The sequence below is a fragment of the Microbacterium sp. NPDC055903 genome (genome assembly GCF_053615555.1).
Map to the genome: position 1 here is coordinate 933,175 of NZ_JBSHCA010000001.1, position 19,269 is coordinate 952,443.

Below are 19,269 nucleotides of genomic sequence, written 5' to 3' on the forward strand. Positions count from 1 at the left end.
CACACCCCGGCGCCCTCGCACGGGTGCGTTTTCGATCCCGCGTCGCGGCGGATGCGGTCGCCCGGTACGTTTTCGATCCCGCGTCTCGCGACGGTCGGTGTCGCCGGACAGCGCGATCCGACGCTCACGCCTCCAGGGCGAGGCTGTACGGCAGGATCTCCGGCGACAGCACGTGCTCGACGGCGAGGATGCTCGCTCCGCGCACCGCGGCTTGACTGGCCGCGACGGACTGCACGATCGCGAGATGCTCAGTCGCGAGCGGCATCGATCGCGTGTAGACGACTTCACGAACGCCGGCGATCAGATGCTCGCCGACGCGCGCCATCGCCCCTCCGATCGAGATCACCGAGGGGTTCAGCAGGCTCACCGACGCGGTGAGGACCTCTCCCAGATCGCGACCGGCTTGGCGCACCGCCTGGATGGCTTCGAGATTGCCGGCCTTGACCAGCTCGACGACGTCGTCGCCGTCCTGCGCTGCGATCCCGCGCGCAGTGAGGGTGCGGGCGATCGCCGGCCCGGAGGCCAGGGCCTCCAGGCATCCGGTGTTGCCGCAGTGGCACGGCACATCACCCCCGCGCGCGACGCGCACGTGTCCGAGGTCGCCCGCGATCCCCTGCGCACCACGCAGCAGACGCCCGTCTGAGATGACACCGGCGCCGATGCCGGTCGCGACCTTGACGAACAGCATGTGATCCGTGCCCGGCCAGGCGACAGCGCGCTCGCCGATCGCCGAGATGTTCACATCGTTGTCGACGAGCACCGGCACCTCGAGGTGCTGCTGCACCCACCCCGGCACGTCGAAGCCATCCCAGCCCGGCATGATGGGCGGCTTGGCCGGTCGCCCGGTGGAGTGCTCCACCGGGCCGGGAACTCCGACTCCGACTGCGGCGACACGGTCGTGGGAGACGCCCGCCTCCGCCACGAGCTCGCCGACGGTGTCGACCATCCAGGAGAGAACCGCCTCCGGGCCGAGGGAGACCGCGATGCGCCCGCTGCGCTCCGCGAGGACGTCACCGGCGAGATCGGTCACCGCGACGGTGGTGTGCGACGCTCCGATGTCCACGGCGATGACGACCTTCGCCGCGGGGTTCAGCGCGAACTGCGAAGAGGGTCTGCCTCCCGTCGAGACGGCGTCGGAGACGGGCGTGATCAGGCCGAGCCGCATGAGCTCGTCGACGCGGGCCGCTACCGTCGACCGGGCGAGGCCCGAGGACTTGGCCAGTTCGGCGCGGGTGCGCGGCACGCCGTCCCGGAGCAGCTGGAAGAGCTGACCGACTGCGACGGAGTTGGGATTGATTGCCATTCTTCCCCTGTGCGTGTCCTGGTGGGCGTTGCGATGACGCACGTGTGATGCGCGTTCTCGTCGCTGCGCCCAAGATCGAAAGTCTACGCGCGGAGGGTCAGGCCCCCGCGTTCGTGACCTGCGATTGCGGTGCGCGCAGTGGTCGCCGGATCCGGCCTGCGGCGAATCGCTGCTGCAGCAGGACGGCCACCACGATGATCACGCCCTTCGCGACGGCCTGAGCAGACGACGGCAGGTTGTTCTGGACGAACACATTGGAGAGGGTCGCGAAGATCAGCACGCCGAACACCGTCCCCGTGATCGTGCCTCGGCCTCCGACCAGCAGCGTGCCGCCGACCACGACGGCTGCGATCACATCGAGCTCGAGGAGGGTGCCGTGGGTGGACGTGCCGGCGGTGGTTCGGCCGAGGTACATGACGGCGGCGATGCCTGCGGTGAGGCCGACGATCGCGTACAGCCACATCGTGTGCCGCTTCACCTTGATGCCGGCGAGGCGGGCGGCCTCCGGGTTGCCGCCGATCGCGACCGTGCGCCGACCGAACGTCGTACGGTTGAGCAGGAACCAGCCTGCGACGGCGACGACGACGAAGATCCAGATCAGGAGATCCACGCCGAGCAGGTCGACGTTCATCGCACGGACGAAGTCGCGGTCGGAGATCACGAGGGTGCGATTGTTCGCAAGGATCTCGGCGAGCCCTCTGGCGCCGACCATCATGGCCAGCGTCGCCATGAAGGCGGCGACCTTTCCGTAGGCGATGACGACACCGTTGATGAGACCGGCCCCGAGCCCGACGGCGAGCGCGACGATCGCGGTCACGATCCAGTGGCTCGAGCCGGCGATGTCCTGGATCGCCGCCAGGGAGGCCACGACGGAGGCGAGCGCGAGGACGGCGCCGACGGAGAGGTCGATGCCGCCGGCGATGATCACGAAGGTCATGCCGATGGCGACGACGCCGGTGATCGAGGCCTGACGGAGGATGACGAGGGCGTTGTCGAAGTTCGCGAAGTTCGACGACGTCGCCGCGCCGACGACGACGATCGCCAGCAGCGCGACGACGAGCCCGAGGTTGCGTCCGACGGATCCGGACATCAGCCGCCGGAGGGCCGAGTCCTCCTGCGCGCTCGCGGGCGGGGTGGGTGTGGTCTGCACGCTCACGCGGCGACTCCTTTCATGACGAGGTCGAGCACACCGTGCTCGTCGATCTCCGATGCGGGAAGCGAGGCGAGCACGCGGCCGTCGCCGATGACGAGGACGTCGTCCGCGAGGCCGAGGACCTCTTCGATCTCGCTCGAGACGATGACGATGGCGTGCCCTTCGGATGCGAGGCGGCGGATGAGCGCATAGATCTCCGACCGGGCCCCGATGTCGACGCCGCGGGTCGGCTCGTCCAGCAGCAGCACGCGACTTCCGTGAACGAGCCAGCGCGCGAGCAGGATCTTCTGCTGATTCCCGCCGGAGAGCGTCGCGGCCGGCCTGTCCGGATCGGCGGGGCGCAGCTCGAGCGCAGTGATCTGATCGTCGGCGATGCGGCGCTCGCGGCGCTCGTCCAGCAGGGATGCCTTCGCGAACCGCGCGAACGACGACAGCGTGATGTTCTTGAAGATCGGCTCCCCGAGGACGAGCCCCTGGGACTTGCGCTCCTCCGGGCTGAGCCCGATACCGGCTTCGACCGCGGCCACCACGGATCCCCGTCGCAGCGCCGCCCCCTCGACGCGGACCGTGCCGGACGTGGCCCGGCGCGCGCCGTAGATCGTCTCGAGGATCTCACTGCGACCGGAGCCGACGAGGCCCGCGAGCCCGATGATCTCGCCGGCGCGCACCGAGAACGAGACGTCTTCGAAGACTCCGGCCAGACCGAGGCCGTCGACGGAGAGCAGCACCGCGGCGTCCTCGGCGACGGGTTCGGCCGGCGGGAACACGTTCTGCACCGTGCGACCGGTCATGTATCGGATGAGCTCGGCGGTCGGCGTCTCCGAGACGGGGAGATCGCGCGCCACGGTCGATCCGTCCTTGAGGACGGTGATGCGATCGCCGATCTCACGGATCTCCTCGAGACGGTGGGTGATGTACACCACTGCGATCCCCTGAGCGGTCAGCTCGCGGACGACCGCGAAGAGGTTCTTCACCTCTTCGGAGTCGAGGACGGCGGACGGCTCATCCATGATGATCAGTCGCGTGTCGTGGGACAGCGCCCTCGTCATGCTGACGATCTGCTTCTCCGCCGCGCTCAGCGTGCCGACCTCTGCGTTCGGGGACAGGTTCCCGTGACCCAGCCGTTGGAGCAGGCGCCTGGTCTCCTGGAGCAGTCGACGCCGATCGGTGAAGCCGAGCCTGTCGAACTCGTGGCCGAGGAACACGTTCTCGGCCACCGTCAGCCCGTCGACCACGTCGAGCTCCTGGTACATGGTCGAGATGCCGAGCGAGATCGCCGCCTGCGGGTCGCTGATCTCGACGACCTCGTCGCGCCACAGGATCTCTCCGGCGTCGGGGGTGTGGACGCCCGCGAGGGTCTTGATCAGTGTCGACTTGCCGGCGCCGTTCTGCCCGAGGAGGCAATGCACCTCGCCCGCACGGACGTTCAGATCGACGCCGCGCAGCGCGCGGACGCCGACGAAGCTCTTCTCCACCGCGCGCATCTCGAGCAGCGGTGAGGTCTGGTCATCTTTGATCACACGAGGAACATAACATGCCTGCTCAAAGGAATCGAGAGGGGATTCTGCGGCGAAAGGACGAGGCTTCACGAAGATCGGGAGGAGGACGAGCGCCTGACTTCCTTGATATTCCAGGGCAGACGTACTTATGACCAAGATCAGACAAAAGCTGGCGGATATGTTCGTTCTTCTGTTACGTTGACCTCACCGTGCCGTGCACCGTCCGATCGGGCACTCGCCCACCGGCCCCGCACCGCACGCATCTGCATCACATTTCAAGGAGGAAAGACATGCACCGCATGCGTACCCGCGGGCTCCGCCCGCTGATGGCAGGAGCCGCCGCCGTGTTCGCCATCACCCTGATGGCCGGCTGCACCAGTGACGGCACCGAAGGCGACGAAGGCGCAGAGAACCAGGGCACGACGAGCGAGGAGAACGAGGCGTCCGGCGACACGGTCGTCATCGGATGGTCGGGACCCGAGGCCGACCACGGCTGGCTCGGGGCGATCAACTCCGGCGCGATCAATGCCGCAGAGGGCTTCGACGACGTCGAGCTCCGCCAGGCGGAGGGCACCAACGACGCCAATCAGCAGATCGCGGCGGTCGAGCAGTTCATCAACGAGGGCGTGGATGCGATCGTGCTCCTGCCCACCGACGGCGCCGCCCTCACCGAGGTGGCGATGAAGGCGATGGATGCCGGCATCCCGGTGATCAACGTCGACCGCGAGTTCTCCAATCCGTTCGCGTCGCGGATCACGATCCTCGGCGACAACTACGGCATGGGCGTGAGCGCGGGCACCTACATCTGCGAGCAGCTGGACGGACAGACCGACGCCGTCGTGGCCGAGATCGCCGGCATCGACTCGCTCCCGCTGACGCAGGACCGTTCGCAGGGCTTCCAGGATGCCCTCGACGGCTGCGGACTCGAGGTCTCCGCCAGGGTCGCCGCGGACTTCACCGTCGCGGGCGGGGAGAGCGCAGCATCCCAGCTGCTCTCCGCGAACCCTGAGATCGACGCGATCTGGAACCACGACGACGACCAGGGCGTCGGGGTCCTCGCCGCCATCGAGTCGGCGGGGCGCGACGAGTTCTTCCTCGTCGGCGGCGCAGGCAGCGTCAACATGATGGATCGCATCGAAGCCGATGACAGCGTCATCAAGGCGACCGTCATCTACCCGTCCACGCAGGCCGCGGACGGCATCGCCATGGCTCGCCTGATCGCGCAGGACAAGACGATGAGCGACCTGATCACACCCAGCGTGCCCTACCGGATCGTGCTGGACGCGCCCGTCGTGACGAAGGACAACGTCGCCGAGTTCATCAAGCTCGCGTTCGAGTCCTGACCACACGGTGGGGCGGGCGCTCGTGCACCGCCCCACCCCTCCCCGGGGAGCAGACATGACAACCGACCTGCGCGTGGCGATGATCGGCCACGGATTCATGGGAGCCGCCCACTCCGTCGGCTGGCGTCAGGCACCCGCCGCGTTCGACCTCCCGCGCACGCCGCGGATGACCGTTCTCGCCGGACGCGATGCGGACAAGACCGCCGCATCCGCGCGACGTTGGGGGTGGCAGGAGAGCAGCGACGACTGGCGACGCGTCATCGAGCGCGACGACATCGACCTCGTCGACATCGTGACCCCTGGGGATTCGCACGCGGAGATCGCGATCGCCGCGCTCGCCGCCGGCAAGCACGTGCTGTGCGAGAAGCCTCTGGCGAACTCCGTCGCCGAGGCCGAGGCCATGGCTGAGGCCGCGACGAAGGCGGCCGCACACGGGGTGCGCGCGATGGTCGGGTTCACCTATCGCCGCGTCCCGGCCGTCACGCTCATGCACGACCTGATCGCCCGAGGACAGATCGGCACGGTGCGTCAGGTGCGCGCGAGCTACCGGCAGGACTGGCTCGCCGACCCCGAGGCGCCGATGACCTGGCGACTGGACAAGCAGCTCGCCGGGTCCGGCGCGCTCGGCGACATCGGGGCCCACGTCATCGACATGGTGCAGTTCGTCACGGACCAGTACCTGGGCGAGGTGTCAGGCATCCTCGAGACACTCGTCGACGAGCGCCCCCTGCTCGGCGACAGCGTCGGCCTGGGCGGCACCGCCGGTGCGGGACGCGGCAGGGTCACCGTCGACGACCTCGCCCTGTTCACGGGAAGACTCGCCTCCGGCGTGCTCGCCTCCTTCGAGGCGAGCCGGTTCGCGACGGGACGCAAGAACGCGCTCGATCTGGAGATCTCCGGCGACGCCGGTGCGCTGCACTGGAACCTGGAGGATCTCAACGTCCTGGACTTCTACGACGCCACGGCCGGCGTCGCCACGCAGGGCTTCACCCGCATCCTCGTGACCGAGCCAGAGCATCCCTACGTCTCCGGCTGGTGGCCGAGCGGACACATGCTCGGCTACGAGCACGGCTTCTCGCACCAGGTGAAGGACCTCGTCGAGGCGATCGCGGAGGGCGTGGATCCGAAGCCTGGCTTCGACGATGGACTCCGCGTTCAGCGCGTGCTCGATGCGGTCGAACGCAGCGCTGCGAACCGTTCCGCCTGGACCGGAGTCTGACAGGGGCTCCCGCTGCCATCACCACGCGCGGCACAATGATCTCGACGAGAAGAGGACGATGATGTCACGACCGATCACGCTGTTCACCGGCCAGTGGGCCGATCTCCCGTTCGAAGAGGTGTGCCGCCTTGCCGGAGAGTGGGGATACGACGGCCTCGAGATCGCCTGTTGGGGCGACCATCTCGACCCCTGGCGCTGGGATGACGACGCCTACGTCCAGAACAGGCTCGACATTCTGGAGCGTCACGGGCTGAAGGTCTGGACGATCGCCAACCACCTCAAGGGCCAAGCCGTATGCGATGACCCGATCGATGAGCGCCACCACAACATGCTGTCCGAGCACGTCTGGGGCGACGGCGACGCGGAGGGCGTGCGCCAGCGCGCCGCGGAGGAGCTCAAGAACACCGCTCGCATCGCGGCGAAGCTGGGCGTGCGGACGGTCACGGGATTCACCGGTTCATCCATCTGGAAGTACGTCGCGATGTTCCCACCGGCGACGGAGGAGATGGTCGAGGCCGGCTACCGCGATTTCGCCGATCGATGGAATCCGATCCTCGATGTCTTCGACGAGGTGGGTGTGCGTTTCGCGCATGAGGTCCACCCGTCAGAGATCGCCTACGACTACTGGACGACCCATCGCGCCCTCGAGGCGATCGGGCACCGCGAGGCGTTCGGTCTGAACTGGGACCCGTCGCACATGGTGTGGCAGGACATCGATCCGGTCGCCTTCCTCTGGGACTTCCAGGACCGGATCCTCCACGTGCACTGCAAGGACACCAAGCGCCGACTCGGCAACGGGCGCAACGGACGACTGTCTTCGCACCTGCCCTGGGCGGACCCGCGCCGGGGATGGGATTTCATCTCCACCGGCCACGGCGATGTTCCGTGGGAGGACGCGTTCCGGATGCTGACCGCGATCGGATACGAGGGTCCGTTGTCGGTCGAGTGGGAGGATGCCGGGATGGACCGGCTCGTCGGCGCCCCCGAGGCGCTCGCATTCGTGCGGAGGCTCTCGTCGTTCCGCCCGGCGGATGCCGCGTTCGACTCCGCGTTCTCGACCCGCTGACCCCTCACCCACCCGGACTCGGGTGCATGCGGGATCGAAAACGCACCCCAGCCGCCCGGCTCCGGTGCGTTTTCGATCTCGCATCGCGGCGGGCGCGGCCTGCGGGGGCGTTCTCGATCCCGCGCCGCGGCGTTCCTACAGCTCGATCCAGTAGCGGCGCAGGCGCGGGTGGCCCTCCTCCGGTGCCTCGATGACGTCCTCGAGCACGCCGCCGGCGCCCTCGATGGTGCGGGCGGACCCTATGTTGTCGTCGTCGCAGGTCAGCATCACGCGCTCGAGACCGATCTCGCGCGCACGCTGCAGCGCGAGGCGCAGCCCGGCCGACGCATGGCCCTGCCTGCGGCGCGATGCGCGCACGGAGTAGCCGATGTGGCCGCCGAACCGGCGCAGCCAGTCGTTCAGCTCGTGCCGGAACGACACGAACCCGATGACCTCGTCATCCTCCGCGATCCAGTACAGGTCGTTGTGGACGAAGCCGTCCTCGGGCGGGATGCTCGTGTCGGCGATGCGTGCCGCCTTCTCGATCAGAGCATCCAGCGTCGCGCGATCCGGCGTCACCGGCGCCTGGAGCCCCGAGCCGTCGATGTGCACATCTCCGAACTCGGCGACGGCCGCGGCCCAGCTTTCGAAGAGGCGTGCGGTGGGACGGATCAGCGCGATGGTCATCCCGTCAGGACATCACACTTTCGCGCGACCGCGCAGGAACAGCACCGACACGACGCCGAGCAGGATGAACGCGGCGGGCAGCAGCATGGTCTGCGCCATCGCCGCGGCGAAGGGGCCGGCGACGGCATCCGGCAGCGCGCCAGAGGCGAAGCCGCCGCTGGTGGCGTCGCCTGCACCGGGCAGCTCAGCCTCGATCCGGCTCTGCATGAACACGGCGACCGCCGCCGCTCCCAGCACCGAACCGATCGTGCGCGTGGTGTTGTAGATGCCCGCACCGGCACCGGCCTGTCGCGGCGGGAGATTGCGCGTCGCCGTGGTGGCCAGCGGCCCCCACATCCCGGCGTTGCCCGCACCGAGGATGGCGGAGGGGATGAGCATCCAGAGGACGTCGATGTCGGTGTTCATCATCATCGCGTAGAGGAACAGCGAGATCGACACGAGCAGCAGACCAGGCACGAGCATGAGCCGCGGATCGATGCGGTCGAGCAGCTTCCCGGCGAGCGGTGAGAGGACACCGGCCATGACGGCGACGGGGATCAGCAGCAGCGCGGACTCGGTCGGGGTGAGCCCGCGAGCCAGCTGCAGGAAGAACATCAGCGGGAGCGACTGCGCGGTGACGGTGAACCCGACGGTGACGATGGCGATGTTCGACCAGGAGAAGTTGCGGTCGCGGAACAGCTCCATCGGCACGAGCGGCTCGTTCTTCGTCCGCGCCTGGTACCAGATGAACAGCGCGAGCACCACGACGCCGGCGATGATGAGGCTCCACACCGAGATCGGGCCCCAGATGACACCCCAGTCGTAGGTCTCGCCCTCCTGCAGTCCGAAGACGATGAGGAACAGGGCGATGGCGCTGAGGAAGACGCCGGGGATGTCGAAACGGTGCGAGCTCGTCTCCAGACGGGGGACGAGGATCGACGCCAGCACGAAGCCGATGATGCCGACCGGGACGTTGATGAAGAAGATCCACTCCCAGCCGAGGCCGTCGACGAGGAAGCCTCCGGCGAGCGGACCGACGAGCATCGCGACGCCGGAGGTGCCGCCCCAGAGCCCCATGGCGGCGCCGCGCCGCTCCGGCGGGAAGGTGCGCGTGATCACGGCCATGGTCTGCGGGGTCATGAATGCCGCGCCGAGTCCCTGAACGGCGCGGGCGGCGATGAGCATCCCCAGCGAGTCGGAGAGACCGCACCACAGCGAGGAGAGCGTGAACACCGTCAGACCGATGAGGTACATGTTCTTCGGCCCGAAGCGGTCGCCGAGCCGGCCCGTGATGAGCAGCGGCACCGCGTAGGCGAGCAGGTAGGCGCTGGTCACCCAGACGACGTTGTCGAGGTTGTTCGTGTCGGGGTCGAGCGCCGCCTTGATAGCCGGGTTGGCGACCGAGACGATCGTCGTGTCGACGAGGATCATGAAGAAGCCGACGACCAGCGCCCACAGGGCCGGCCACGGGCTGCGGGGATGCGCGAAGGATCCGGTGTTCGTCGTCACCGATTCGGCCTCAGGGGTCTTTTCCGTCATTGTCTCGCGGCCTTTCGCTGAGCGTCGTAGTCGTCGGATCGGTCGGGCCTGTCCGTGCCCCACGGGATCTCGGATGCTTTGAGTCGATCGAGCAGGACATCCTGCCAGACGAGCTCGGCGGCGAGCAGGGCCTCCTGCCGCTCGAACTCGACGAGGAACTGCACGGGCACCCGGCGTTCCGCCGCCGCGGCGAGGCCCTCCCGGTGCTGCGCGTGCTCGGCGAACAGTGCGTCCCTGCGTTCCCCGAGCAGCCGTACGACTTCGTCGAGCGCGAGGTTGTGCGACTCGGCGAGCGCGATGCGGAACGCGGCGTCTCTGTCCACCCGAGGCAGTTCGCGTCGAACCCATTCGCGCAGGGCCGTGCGGCCCTCCTCGGCGAGCGCGTAGGTGGTCCGTTCGGGACGGTTGCCCTCGCGATCGACGCCCACCTCGGAGATGAGACCGGCCTGCAGCAGGCGGGCGACGGTGTGGTAGAGCGTGCCGTTGGTGATCGTGAGGAGTCGGTCGTCCCGGCGCATCCGCATCAGCCGCACCATCTCGTACGGATGCATGTCGCCCTCGTCGAGCAGCGCGAGCACCATCACCCCCATCGGGGTGAGTGCGCTCACGGCATCCTTCACAAGTGCTCCATCCGAAATAGTCCAGATGGAATATACCAGGCGCATCCGCGCTCCTGTCGTCTGGGATGATGGGCACGTGAGCGAAGCGACGACGATCCCCGGCTGGCGACACCTCTACTCCGGCAAGGTCCGAGACCTGTACGCCTCGGAGGATGCGGACGACCCGAGGATCCTCGTCGTCGCGAGCGACAGGGTCAGCGCCTTCGATTTCGTGCTCTCCCCCGGCATCCCCGACAAGGGCGCACTGCTCACCGAGTTGAGCCGGTGGTGGTTCGCGCAGCTCGCGGAGTTCCCGAACCACCTCGCCGAGGGCGAGATCCCGGATGCCGTCGCCGACCGCGCCATGCTCGCGCAGTCGCTCGAGATGCTGCCCATCGAGTGCGTTGTCCGCGGCTACATCACCGGTTCCGGCTGGATCGAGTACCAGGAGAGCGGCACGGTGTGCGGCATCCCCCTGCCCGCCGGCCTGGAGAACGGCGACCGGCTCCCCGAGCCGCTTTTCACTCCCGCGTACAAGGCTCCGATGGGCGAGCACGACGAGAACATCACGTTCGCCCAGACCGCCGAGCTCGTCGGAGCGGAGCGGGCGGCCGAGCTGCGCGACACCTCGATCGCGATCTACACCCGTGCCGCCGCGCTCGCGGAGTCGAAGGGCCTCATCCTCGCCGACACGAAGTTCGAGTTCGGCACGGATGCCTCAGGCACCCTGCGCCTGGCGGATGAGGTGCTCACCAGCGACTCGTCCCGGTACTGGGACGCCGAGGCCTGGGAGACCGGCACGACGCCCGCCGCACGGATGGCGAGCTTCGACAAGCAGATCGTCCGTGACTGGCTGGCGTCGAACTGGGACAAGCAGGGCGAGCCGCCAGCGCTCCCCGACGACATCGTGCAGCGCACGGCGGACCGTTACCGCGAGCTCATCGACCGCCTCAGCGCCTGATCCGCACGCAGCCGCGCTCCCAGGGAACACCCAGGGATCGGTAGGGTTTTCAGAGCACTCCCGATACCCCGACCCTGAGGAGCACGCGCATGGCGCTGTGGAAGATTCACGGAGACGGCCGCACCGTCGAACCAGGACAGGTCGTCAAGCCCGATGAGCGGCTGAGCTGGCCGGCGACGATCGCGATCGGCGCCCAGCACGTCGTCGCCATGTTCGGCGCCACCTTCCTCGTCCCGATCCTCACCGGGTTCCCGGTCACGACGACGCTCCTGTTCTCGGGCATCGGCACCCTGTTGTTCCTGCTCCTCACCCGCAATCGCCTGCCCAGTTATCTGGGCTCGTCGTTCGCCTTCATCGCGCCGATCACCGCCCTCAACGCGGGGAAGGCGCTGGAGACCTCGGAGCAGATCACCCAGGCGCTCCTCGGCGTGGCTGCAGCGGGCATCCTGCTCGCGGCCGTCGGCTTCGTCGTCCAGGCAGTCGGAACGGGCTGGATCGAGAAGCTCATGCCGCCCGTGGTTGCGGGCTCCATCGTCGCGCTCATCGGCTTCAACCTCGCGCCGGCCGCCTGGAACAACTTCACACTCCAGCCGGAGCTCGCCACCGTGACGCTCACCGCAGTCGTGCTCTTCAGCGTGCTGTTCCGCGGCTTCCTCGGCCGCATCTCGATCTTCCTCGGCGTGATCGTCGGCTACATCGTCGCCGCGGTCACCGGCCAGTTGACCTTCACCGGCATCGATGACGTCCCGTGGTTCGGCCTGCCGGACTTCCACCTCGCCGCGGTCACCGACCCCGCCGCCTGGGCGCTCGTTCCGATGTTCCTGCCCGTCGTACTGGTGCTCATCGCGGAGAACGTCGGCCACGTGCGCGGCGTCGCGACCATGACAGAAGACCCGTCGATCAACAAGCACACCGGCCGCGCGCTCGTCGCCGACGGTCTCGCCACCACGATCGCCGGCGGCTTCGGCGGCTCGGGCACCACGACCTACGGCGAGAACATCGGCGTGATGGCCGCGACGCGCGTCTACTCCACCGCCGCGTACTGGGTCGCGGGCATCGTCGCGATCCTGCTGGCTTTCTCGCCCAAGGTCGGATTCGTCTTCAACACCATCCCGGCCGGCGTGCTCGGCGGTGTGACCACCGCACTGTACGGGCTCATCGGCGTCATCGGCATCAAGATCTGGGTCGACAACCGTGTCGACTTCTCACGCCCGGTCAACCAGTACACCGTGGCGGTGTCGTTCGTCATCGCGATCGCAGGATTCGCGATGAGCTGGGGCAGCTTCCAGCTCGGCGCCATCGTCCTCGGCACGGTCGCCGCTCTGCTCATCTACCACCTCGGCAACCTCATCGCCCGCTGGCGCAAGACCGGCGCGGACGACGGCGGCCCGATCCCCGCGGTGGGCCCGCTCGGCGGCGACCCGCAGTAGGCACTCCGCTACGCTGACCGGAACCGACGGGAAGGGAGCCCTCATGAGCGAACCGACATCCTCCTCTGAGGAGGCGCGGACGAGGTCCGAGACGCTGTGGCGGGTCGTCATCATCGCCATCTTCGTGATCGGCGTGATCGTGGCGATCGCATTCCCTGTGCTGAACGGCAACTGGCGGTCGGCCTTCAGCGCGGTCCCCGTGTTCGCGTTCGGCATCCTCATCGCGGCGATCCGCTCCATCCGCCCCTAGCCGACCGCACCCGACACTGACATATCGGTCGGAGGGGGTTGCACCTGCGGGAAGTTCTGACCGAATCCCTCCTGCATCCGCACCCCCCTCCGACGGGTGCGAGCGAGGATGCCGGGAATACCCGCCTCACCCCGACGGTTCCATCGAGCATGATCGAAAAACTTGCCGCGGCAACATCCATGGGCGCCGTCACGCTCCTGGTCGGCGATCTCGACGCCATGACCGCGTTCTATCGCGACGTCGTGACGCTCGAGGTGCTGCGCGAAGCGGAGTCCGAGACAGCGCTCGGCAGGGCGGGCCGTGAGCTCGTCCTCCTCCGCCACGAGCCGTCTCTGCGCCACGCGGCGAGCGGATCGGCAGGCCTCTTCCACACGGCAATCCTCTTCGAGTCCCAGGCCTCCCTGGCATCCGCGCTGCTGTCTGTCGCGCAGCGCGCACCGCAGACCTTCACCGGCAGCGCCGACCACCTCGTCAGCCAGGCCTTCTACCTGACGGACCCTGAGGGCAACGGCATCGAGCTGTACTGGGACCGCGCACGCAGCGACTGGTCGTGGACGCACGGACAGGTCGAGATGGACACGCTCTACCTCGACCCGAACACGTTCCTGCGCGAGCACTTCGCTGCGGACACGCCCGCTGATTCCGCCGCACAGATCGGCCACGTGCACCTCTCGGTCGGCGATGTCGCCACCGCGCGCGCCTTCTACGTCGACCGGCTGGGATTCGACACCACCGCGGAGCTCGGCAACCAAGCCCTCTTCGTCAGCGCGGGCGGTTACCACCACCACATGGCGATGAACGTGTGGAACTCACGCGGCGCCGGACCGCGGATGCCGGCATTGGGACTCGGCCGCATCGATCTGGCGCTTCCGGACGCCGATGCACTGGGAGCACTGCACGAGCGGCTGACCCACTACGGCACGCAGGTGGCCGATGACGGCAGGACCCTCAGCTTCGACGACCCGTGGAACAACGCGCTGCACGCCTCGGTCGTCTGATCAGTCGTCGCTGAGCCCGTAGCGATCGAGCACCCAGAGGCGGGCCTGCGCCAGCGGGTAGACGTCTCCGGCGATCGCAGACTTCAGCACGATCCCCTCGAGCGTCGTGCGCAGCATGACTTCCTCGAGCGCGGGATCGACGGCACCCCGGTCTGCGAAGATCTGCCGCACAGCTCCCTCTGCGACCGCCCCCGCCTCGGCGTTGCGCGCGGCGGACTCGGCGAAGAAGCGCTGCTGCGCCGGGTCCTGCTGCATGGCGATCACAGCCTTGTGCAGGATCATCTCCTCCGGCGTCGCGGCGAGCGATGCGTCGATGATGCCGCGCAGCCGGGCATCCGCGTCGCCGTCCGCCACAGCGGGGAACGCGATCAGCGTGCGGAACCATCGATCCACGATCTCGGCGACGAGCTGCTCCTTGCCCCCGAAGTGATAGCTCAGCAGCCCCTGGGCGACACCCGCCCGTCCAGTGATGTCCGCGACGGTCGCACCGTGCACGCCGCGCTCCGCGAACAGCGCGATGGCGGCGGAGAGGATGCTCTCGCGAGCGCGCTCACGGGCGGTGCGGTTCTGCGCCTCTGATCTCGCCACGTCGCCCTCCTTCCCGCACGGGGGTCGCGACTACCGCCGATCGGCGACTTCCCGCTATGGTACTCACTGAATGAGCGTTCAACCTAAGAGCGCTCCCTACCCAGGGGATGTCATGCTTCCTTTCGCGCGCGTCGATTTCAACGACCTCGGCTCCATCGTCGGCTGGCTGCTCGAGCAGTGGTGGGTATGGGTCATCGTCGGCGTCATCGTGCTCTTCTTCCTCGTCGTGTGGATCATGCCGGCGGCGAAGCTGAAGCCCGCAGAGCAGTTCGCGAGCACGGGCGCCGAGGCGAACGACATCGCGCTCGGATTCCTGCAGATCTACAACCTGCCCTCCGGCCCGTGGAACGACCCCACCGCATCCGGGCTCACCGAACGCGAGAAGCGCGGGCTCGTGGACCAGTGGGGCGTCGCGACGCGGCAGGAGTGGCTGGCGAACATCGAGCGCCTCGTCACCGACCGCCGTCGCCGCGACCTCTGGGTGAGCTACCTGGCCGTCCGCGGCGAGGTGGGAGCGCGGCTCGGGCGCGAGCCCAAGACCAAGGAATGGCTGCAGGCCGTCATCGAGGCCGGCGGCGACAAGCGCGACGCCAAGACCTTCATCGGCTCCATCGAGGCCATCGAGGCCGAGACGCGCAAGGTCGTCGGAAGAAAGGACTTCCCCGCCGACTCCTATGTCACGACGCTCGAGGGCTACGCCTTCGGACAGGCCGTCGCCCTCACGACCTGGGGCGTGGCGCTCGGTCATGCCGACATCGAAGAGGCGCGCAGCATCATCCGCCGCATCAACGTCGAAGCCCGTCCCCTGTTCTCCTCGTGGTACGAGTTCGGGCTGAGCTACACGGTCGGTCGCGTCATGCACTGGAGCGATGGCGTGCTCGGCGACAAGACCTGGGACAAGTTCGGCGCATCGACCGCGAACGACTTCGCAGCCGGCGTCTCCGCGAAGAGGCAGGGCCCGTGGGCACTGCTCCCGTGGACGCTGTAACAGTCGATCTCGCACCGCTGCGCCGCCCGGCCGGGCTCGGCGACATCCTCGAGTGCGAGCGGATCTGCGGGATCCCTTGGTACCGCAGGTTCCTCGTCGTGCTCACCGGGGTGGTGCTGCTCGGCGTCGCGATGGGCGTCGCCCTGTGGTGGCTGGCGGATGCCGGCATCCTTCAGGCCGCGCCGATCCTTGGCCTGTTCGCCGCGGGGTACGGCCTGCTCGCCGCCACGTCCTTCGCCTGGTTCACCGCGACGCTCGGCCGTCGCGCGAAGATCGCGGCGTTCGCCTGGCGCAACGGATGGGCCTATGCGGACTCGCTCGAGCACACCAGGAGGCCGGGATCCGCATTCACGCGAGTCCTGCGCGGACGCGAGCGTGCGGTCGTCGCCGGTGACGATCCGCGGATGCCATTCGAGCTCGGGTACCACTACTCCGTGGCCAGGGGCCGCGACGAGGCGGCGACGGTGCAGAAGCCGTTCGCGTTCATCGAGATGCCGCTCCCTCAGAAAGTCCCCCACATCGTGCTGCGCAACAGGGGGCGCAGTATCATCCCCTCGCTGGGTTTCGGCAAGGGGAACGCGAGGATGGAGCTCGAAGGCGAGTTCGCGAAGCACTTCTTGCTGTTCGTACCGGAGGGATACCAGCAGGATGCGCTCTACATCTTCACCCCTGACCTCATGGCGAGGGTGATCGATCTCGGTCGGGGGGCCGAGATCGAACTCGCCGGGGATCGGCTGTACGTGTACCTGCCGCATCGGACGAGGTTCGACAAGCCCGACACCATGGCCGCCGTGCTCGTGCTCGCGGAGGAGTTCCACCGGCGATTCGCCGCGAGGACCGCGCACTACCGCGACGATCAGCGGGATGCCACGATGGCGGCTGCCGGCGTCGCGATCGGGCTTCGCGGGCAGAGGCTCAAGGGAGGCGGGGTGTCGATCATGGCGATCGCCGGCACCGCCGGGGTGCTGCTGCTCTCCGGCGCCGTGATGGCGTTCAGTCTCTTCGGCGCCCCACTGCTGTTCGGCTGACCCGCACGCTTCGACAGGCTCAGCGAGCTATCGCTTCATTCCCGCTCCCCGAGCTTGTCGAAGGGACACCGCACGCTTCGACGGGCTCAGCGAGCTACGACATCAACAGGCACAGCGAACGTGCGCTTCATTCCCGCTCCCTGAGCCTGTCGAAGGGAGCACAGCGAGCGCGGCTACGCCGAGGCGCGCACGACGAGCTCCGTCGGCAGGATGGTCTCGCGCCCCGGCGCCCCTCCGGACAGATGCGCGAGAAGGACGGCGGCCATCGTCTCGCCCTGCTTGTACATCGGCTGGCGCACCGTGGTGAGAGGAGGATCCGTGCTCACCGCGACAGAGGAGTCGTCGAAGCCGACGACCGCGACGTCCTCCGGTACCCGAAGCCCCGCCGCGCGCAGAGATCTGATGGCACCCCTGGCCATCAAGTCGCTCGCCACGAAGATCGCATCCGGCGTCCCTGCGGCGAGGATGCGCCTGGCCGCCTCCGCCCCGCCGGCCTCGAAGTAGTCACCCTCCTCGACGGCGAACGGCTCGATGCCGGCATCCGCCAGCGCAGAACGGAATCCCTCGAGACGGTCGCCGGCCGAGAGCATCGTGAGCGGACCGGTGATCGTGGCGATGCGCGTCCGCCCGATCCCGATGAGGTGCTCCGCTGCCAGCCGCGCGGCCGTCACGTTGTCGACGTCCACGACGTAGTCGGTGTCCCGCGCATGCAGGGGCCGCCCGCCGAACACGGTCGGCACGGCATCCGCGATCGTGTCGATGTAGGCGTCCGAGGAGTGATGCGAGACGATCAGCGCGCCGTCGACGCCGCCGTTGCGGACGAAGCTCGCCATCTTGTCGCCGGGGTCATCGCTGGCGATGAGCAGGTTCAGGATGTAATCCGAGCCGGCCAGCGCCCCGGTGATGCCTGCCACGATCGCGGCGAAGAACGGGTCACCGAAGAAGCGGGTGGTGTCCTCGGGGACGATCAGCGCGATCGCGTTCGTCTGGCGCGTCGCGAGCGAGCGGGCCGCCCTGTTCGGCACGTAGTTGAGGCTGGCGATGGCCGACCGCACCGCGTCGAGCGCTTCGGGGCTGACAGCCGTCGACCCGTTGACGACCCTTGAGACCGTCGACCGGGAGACCCCGGCGGCTGCCGCCACCTCTTCGATGGTCGCCCGTGACATCGGGACCCTCCTGCCCTTCCGAACCCTTCGCACCGCGCATCTGCTCGCAGACGCGCCGTCCGCGCGGCGCCTACAGCGAGCGCGCGGCGATGATGCGAGCGTACTCCCGGCCGGAGTCCTTCACGGTGCGCTCCTGGGTGTCGTAGTCGACCCGGATGATCCCGAACCGCTTGTCGTATCCCCACGCCCACTCGTAGTTGTCGAACAACGACCAGTAGAAGTAGCCTCGCACGTCCACACCGGCATCCGCGGCATCCAGGACGGCGTCGAGGTGGAGGCGCAGGAACTCGGCACGATCGTCGTCGTGCACCTGACCATCCTCCGAGAGCACGTCGTCGTAGGCGGCACCGTTCTCGGTGACGTAGAGCGCGACGCCCGCCGGCTCCGCGTACTCGGTCCAGATCCGCTGCAGCAGGCGCGTGAGACCCTCCGGCTGCACCTCCCAGTTCTGCGCCGTGCGGGGAAGCCCTCGCTCGAGGGAATGGATGCCGGCATCCGAGGGGTACGGGCTGCGGCCCGTGCGCTCCGTGGCTGGGCCACCGGACGGCGGTGCGACGGCCGGCGCCGCGCCTGCCAGATAGTCGCCGTGGTAGTAGTTGACGCCCTGGGTGTCGATGCGCTGCGCGATCGTCTCGAGGTCGCCCTCGTGCACGGCATCCTCGAAGCGCGCCACCGCGGCTGCGTCCACCGCGCGGATGTCCTCGACGATGTCCGCCGGGTACGCACCGCGGTAGATCGGGTCGAGGAACCAGCGGTTGAACTGGCCGTCCACCCGACGCGCGGCATCCACGTCGGCGGGGTTCTCGGGATCGACGGGGTCGGTGACCGTGTGGTTGAGAGTGATCCCGAGGTTCAGCGAGGCGTCGCGACCGCGCAGCTCGCGCACGGTCGCACCGTGCGCGAGGAGGAGGTGGTGCGAGGCCAGCAGGCCCTCGGCGATGCTCGTGTGTCCCGGCGCGTGCTCGCCGCCGGTGTAAGAGAGGAACGACGCGCACCACGGCTCGTTGAGCGTGGTCCAGACGTTCACGCGGTCGCCCAGCGCATCGTGCATGGTGCCCGCGTACTCGAGGAAGCGGTCGACCGCGTCGCGGTTCGTCCAGCCGCCGATCTCCTGCAGGGCCTGCGGCATGTCCCAGTGGTACAGGGTCAGCCAGGGCAGGATACCTGCTCCGAGCAGTTCATCGACGAGACGGCTGTAGAAGTCCACGCCCGCCTGATTCACCGCGCCGGCGTCGGGGCGCACCCGCGCCCACGAGGTCGAGAACCGGTAGGTCTGCAGCCCGAGCTCCTTCATGAGCGCGACGTCCTGCGCGTAGCGGTGGTAGTGGTCGCACGCGACATCGCCGTTGTCGCCGCCGATCACGGCGCCGGGGACGCGTGCGAAGGCATCCCAGATCGAGGCGGTCCTGCCGTCCTCGAAGGCCGCACCCTCGATCTGGTAGGCGGCCGTCGCCGCGCCGAAGAGGAAGTCGTCCGGGAAGGAACGCGTCATGG

General features: G+C 68.4%; 18 protein-coding genes. 9 read left to right on the forward strand and 9 right to left on the reverse strand.

What is annotated here, in order from left to right:
• Window positions 1-124: 124 nt before the first annotated feature.
• The 3 genes from ACWGJP_RS04230 to ACWGJP_RS04240 all read right to left on the reverse strand — a co-directional run bounded on the left by ACWGJP_RS04230 (window position 125) and on the right by ACWGJP_RS04240 (window position 3,940).
• Complete coding sequence (locus ACWGJP_RS04230) at window positions 125-1,303, reverse strand: ROK family transcriptional regulator (RefSeq protein ID WP_452328501.1); 1,179 nt, start codon at window positions 1,301-1,303, stop codon at window positions 125-127.
• 97 nt (window positions 1,304-1,400) lie between these two features.
• The gene (locus ACWGJP_RS04235; protein WP_452328502.1) at window positions 1,401-2,459 is read right to left on the reverse strand and encodes an ABC transporter permease; all 1,059 of its coding nucleotides are present in this window, start codon (window positions 2,457-2,459) and stop codon (window positions 1,401-1,403) included.
• The gene (locus ACWGJP_RS04240) at window positions 2,456-3,940 is read right to left on the reverse strand and encodes a sugar ABC transporter ATP-binding protein (protein ID WP_452329491.1); all 1,485 of its coding nucleotides are present in this window, start codon (window positions 3,938-3,940) and stop codon (window positions 2,456-2,458) included. The genes ACWGJP_RS04235 and ACWGJP_RS04240 overlap by 4 nt, the downstream gene beginning before the upstream one ends.
• 314 nt (window positions 3,941-4,254) lie before the next feature.
• Here ACWGJP_RS04240 and ACWGJP_RS04245 point away from each other — a divergent pair, with 314 nt between their 5' ends.
• From ACWGJP_RS04245 to ACWGJP_RS04255, 3 genes are all read left to right on the forward strand, one after another.
• Window positions 4,255-5,298 (forward strand): substrate-binding domain-containing protein, encoded by a 1,044-nt coding sequence (locus ACWGJP_RS04245; protein WP_452329492.1) that lies wholly within the window; start codon window positions 4,255-4,257, stop codon window positions 5,296-5,298.
• A 55-nt stretch (window positions 5,299-5,353) separates the two neighbouring features.
• On the forward strand, window positions 5,354-6,517 hold the full coding sequence (locus ACWGJP_RS04250; protein WP_452328503.1) for a Gfo/Idh/MocA family protein: 1,164 nt from the start codon (window positions 5,354-5,356) through the stop codon (window positions 6,515-6,517).
• A 61-nt stretch (window positions 6,518-6,578) separates the two neighbouring features.
• On the forward strand, window positions 6,579-7,583 hold the full coding sequence (locus tag ACWGJP_RS04255) for a sugar phosphate isomerase/epimerase family protein (protein ID WP_452329493.1): 1,005 nt from the start codon (window positions 6,579-6,581) through the stop codon (window positions 7,581-7,583).
• 135 nt (window positions 7,584-7,718) lie between these two features.
• Here ACWGJP_RS04255 and ACWGJP_RS04260 read toward each other — a convergent pair whose 3' ends face one another.
• Genes ACWGJP_RS04260 through ACWGJP_RS04270 form a run of 3 tightly spaced genes read right to left on the reverse strand, consistent with a single transcriptional unit; the run spans window position 7,719 to window position 10,375 of the window.
• A complete protein-coding gene (locus ACWGJP_RS04260; protein ID WP_452328504.1) occupies window positions 7,719-8,249 on the reverse strand; it encodes a GNAT family N-acetyltransferase in 531 nt (176 codons plus the stop codon).
• Between the two features lie 12 nt (window positions 8,250-8,261).
• Window positions 8,262-9,767 carry a DHA2 family efflux MFS transporter permease subunit gene (locus ACWGJP_RS04265; RefSeq protein WP_452328505.1) on the reverse strand — a complete coding sequence of 502 codons (1,506 nt, stop codon included), beginning with the start codon at window positions 9,765-9,767 and terminating at the stop codon, window positions 8,262-8,264.
• On the reverse strand, window positions 9,764-10,375 hold the full coding sequence (locus ACWGJP_RS04270) for a PadR family transcriptional regulator (protein ID WP_452328506.1): 612 nt from the start codon (window positions 10,373-10,375) through the stop codon (window positions 9,764-9,766). Before ACWGJP_RS04270 ends, ACWGJP_RS04265 begins: the two co-directional genes overlap by 4 nt.
• A gap of 37 nt (window positions 10,376-10,412) precedes the next feature.
• On the opposite strand from ACWGJP_RS04270, the gene ACWGJP_RS04275 reads away from it, so the two are divergent.
• The 4 genes from ACWGJP_RS04275 to ACWGJP_RS04290 all read left to right on the forward strand — a co-directional run bounded on the left by ACWGJP_RS04275 (window position 10,413) and on the right by ACWGJP_RS04290 (window position 14,005).
• Entirely contained in the window at window positions 10,413-11,327 is a 915-nt protein-coding gene (locus ACWGJP_RS04275) for a phosphoribosylaminoimidazolesuccinocarboxamide synthase (protein WP_452328507.1), read from the forward strand.
• 89 nt (window positions 11,328-11,416) lie between these two features.
• Window positions 11,417-12,757 carry a uracil-xanthine permease family protein gene (locus tag ACWGJP_RS04280; RefSeq protein WP_452328508.1) on the forward strand — a complete coding sequence of 447 codons (1,341 nt, stop codon included), beginning with the start codon at window positions 11,417-11,419 and terminating at the stop codon, window positions 12,755-12,757.
• Between the two features lie 43 nt (window positions 12,758-12,800).
• Window positions 12,801-13,007 (forward strand): hypothetical protein, encoded by a 207-nt coding sequence (locus tag ACWGJP_RS04285; protein ID WP_452328509.1) that lies wholly within the window; start codon window positions 12,801-12,803, stop codon window positions 13,005-13,007.
• Between the two features lie 149 nt (window positions 13,008-13,156).
• Window positions 13,157-14,005: a VOC family protein gene (locus tag ACWGJP_RS04290; RefSeq protein WP_452328510.1), complete on the forward strand. Its 849-nt coding sequence runs from the start codon at window positions 13,157-13,159 to the stop codon at window positions 14,003-14,005.
• On the opposite strand, the gene ACWGJP_RS04295 is transcribed toward ACWGJP_RS04290, so the two are convergent.
• Complete coding sequence (locus ACWGJP_RS04295) at window positions 14,006-14,593, reverse strand: TetR/AcrR family transcriptional regulator (protein ID WP_452328511.1); 588 nt, start codon at window positions 14,591-14,593, stop codon at window positions 14,006-14,008. It lies immediately after the preceding gene.
• A gap of 112 nt (window positions 14,594-14,705) precedes the next feature.
• On the opposite strand from ACWGJP_RS04295, the gene ACWGJP_RS04300 reads away from it, so the two are divergent.
• Both ACWGJP_RS04300 and ACWGJP_RS04305 read left to right on the forward strand, forming a co-directional pair.
• Window positions 14,706-15,581, forward strand: coding sequence for a DUF1266 domain-containing protein (locus ACWGJP_RS04300; protein ID WP_452328512.1), 876 nt, complete (start codon window positions 14,706-14,708; stop codon window positions 15,579-15,581).
• Window positions 15,554-16,609 carry a hypothetical protein gene (locus ACWGJP_RS04305; RefSeq protein WP_452328513.1) on the forward strand — a complete coding sequence of 352 codons (1,056 nt, stop codon included), beginning with the start codon at window positions 15,554-15,556 and terminating at the stop codon, window positions 16,607-16,609. Before ACWGJP_RS04300 ends, ACWGJP_RS04305 begins: the two co-directional genes overlap by 28 nt.
• A 173-nt stretch (window positions 16,610-16,782) precedes the next feature.
• Here the strand turns inward: ACWGJP_RS04305 and ACWGJP_RS04310 are convergent, their stop codons facing one another.
• Both ACWGJP_RS04310 and ACWGJP_RS04315 read right to left on the reverse strand, forming a co-directional pair.
• Window positions 16,783-17,775 (reverse strand): LacI family DNA-binding transcriptional regulator, encoded by a 993-nt coding sequence (locus ACWGJP_RS04310; RefSeq protein ID WP_452328514.1) that lies wholly within the window; start codon window positions 17,773-17,775, stop codon window positions 16,783-16,785.
• 70 nt (window positions 17,776-17,845) lie between these two features.
• Window positions 17,846-19,267, reverse strand: coding sequence for a GH1 family beta-glucosidase (locus ACWGJP_RS04315; RefSeq protein WP_452328515.1), 1,422 nt, complete (start codon window positions 19,265-19,267; stop codon window positions 17,846-17,848).
• Window positions 19,268-19,269: the final 2 nt, after the last annotated feature.

Bases quoted from the DNA above. Each gene is read 5' to 3' on its own strand.
- ACWGJP_RS04230 (WP_452328501.1), bottom strand. From the start codon at position 1,303: ATGGCAATCAATCCCAACTCCGTCGCAGTCGGTCAGCTCTTCCAGCTG.
- ACWGJP_RS04240 (WP_452329491.1), bottom strand. From the start codon at position 3,940: ATGCGCGCGGTGGAGAAGAGCTTCGTCGGCGTCCGCGCGCTGCGCGGC.
- ACWGJP_RS04245 (WP_452329492.1), top strand. From the start codon at position 4,255: ATGCGTACCCGCGGGCTCCGCCCGCTGATGGCAGGAGCCGCCGCCGTG.
- ACWGJP_RS04250 (WP_452328503.1), top strand. From the start codon at position 5,354: ATGACAACCGACCTGCGCGTGGCGATGATCGGCCACGGATTCATGGGA.
- ACWGJP_RS04255 (WP_452329493.1), top strand. From the start codon at position 6,579: ATGTCACGACCGATCACGCTGTTCACCGGCCAGTGGGCCGATCTCCCG.
- ACWGJP_RS04260 (WP_452328504.1), bottom strand. From the start codon at position 8,249: ATGACCATCGCGCTGATCCGTCCCACCGCACGCCTCTTCGAAAGCTGG.
- ACWGJP_RS04265 (WP_452328505.1), bottom strand. From the start codon at position 9,767: ATGACGGAAAAGACCCCTGAGGCCGAATCGGTGACGACGAACACCGGA.
- ACWGJP_RS04275 (WP_452328507.1), top strand. From the start codon at position 10,413: ATGGAATATACCAGGCGCATCCGCGCTCCTGTCGTCTGGGATGATGGG.
- ACWGJP_RS04280 (WP_452328508.1), top strand. From the start codon at position 11,417: ATGGCGCTGTGGAAGATTCACGGAGACGGCCGCACCGTCGAACCAGGA.
- ACWGJP_RS04285 (WP_452328509.1), top strand. From the start codon at position 12,801: ATGAGCGAACCGACATCCTCCTCTGAGGAGGCGCGGACGAGGTCCGAG.
- ACWGJP_RS04290 (WP_452328510.1), top strand. From the start codon at position 13,157: ATGATCGAAAAACTTGCCGCGGCAACATCCATGGGCGCCGTCACGCTC.
- ACWGJP_RS04300 (WP_452328512.1), top strand. From the start codon at position 14,706: ATGCTTCCTTTCGCGCGCGTCGATTTCAACGACCTCGGCTCCATCGTC.
- ACWGJP_RS04310 (WP_452328514.1), bottom strand. From the start codon at position 17,775: ATGTCACGGGCGACCATCGAAGAGGTGGCGGCAGCCGCCGGGGTCTCC.
- ACWGJP_RS04315 (WP_452328515.1), bottom strand. From the start codon at position 19,267: ATGACGCGTTCCTTCCCGGACGACTTCCTCTTCGGCGCGGCGACGGCC.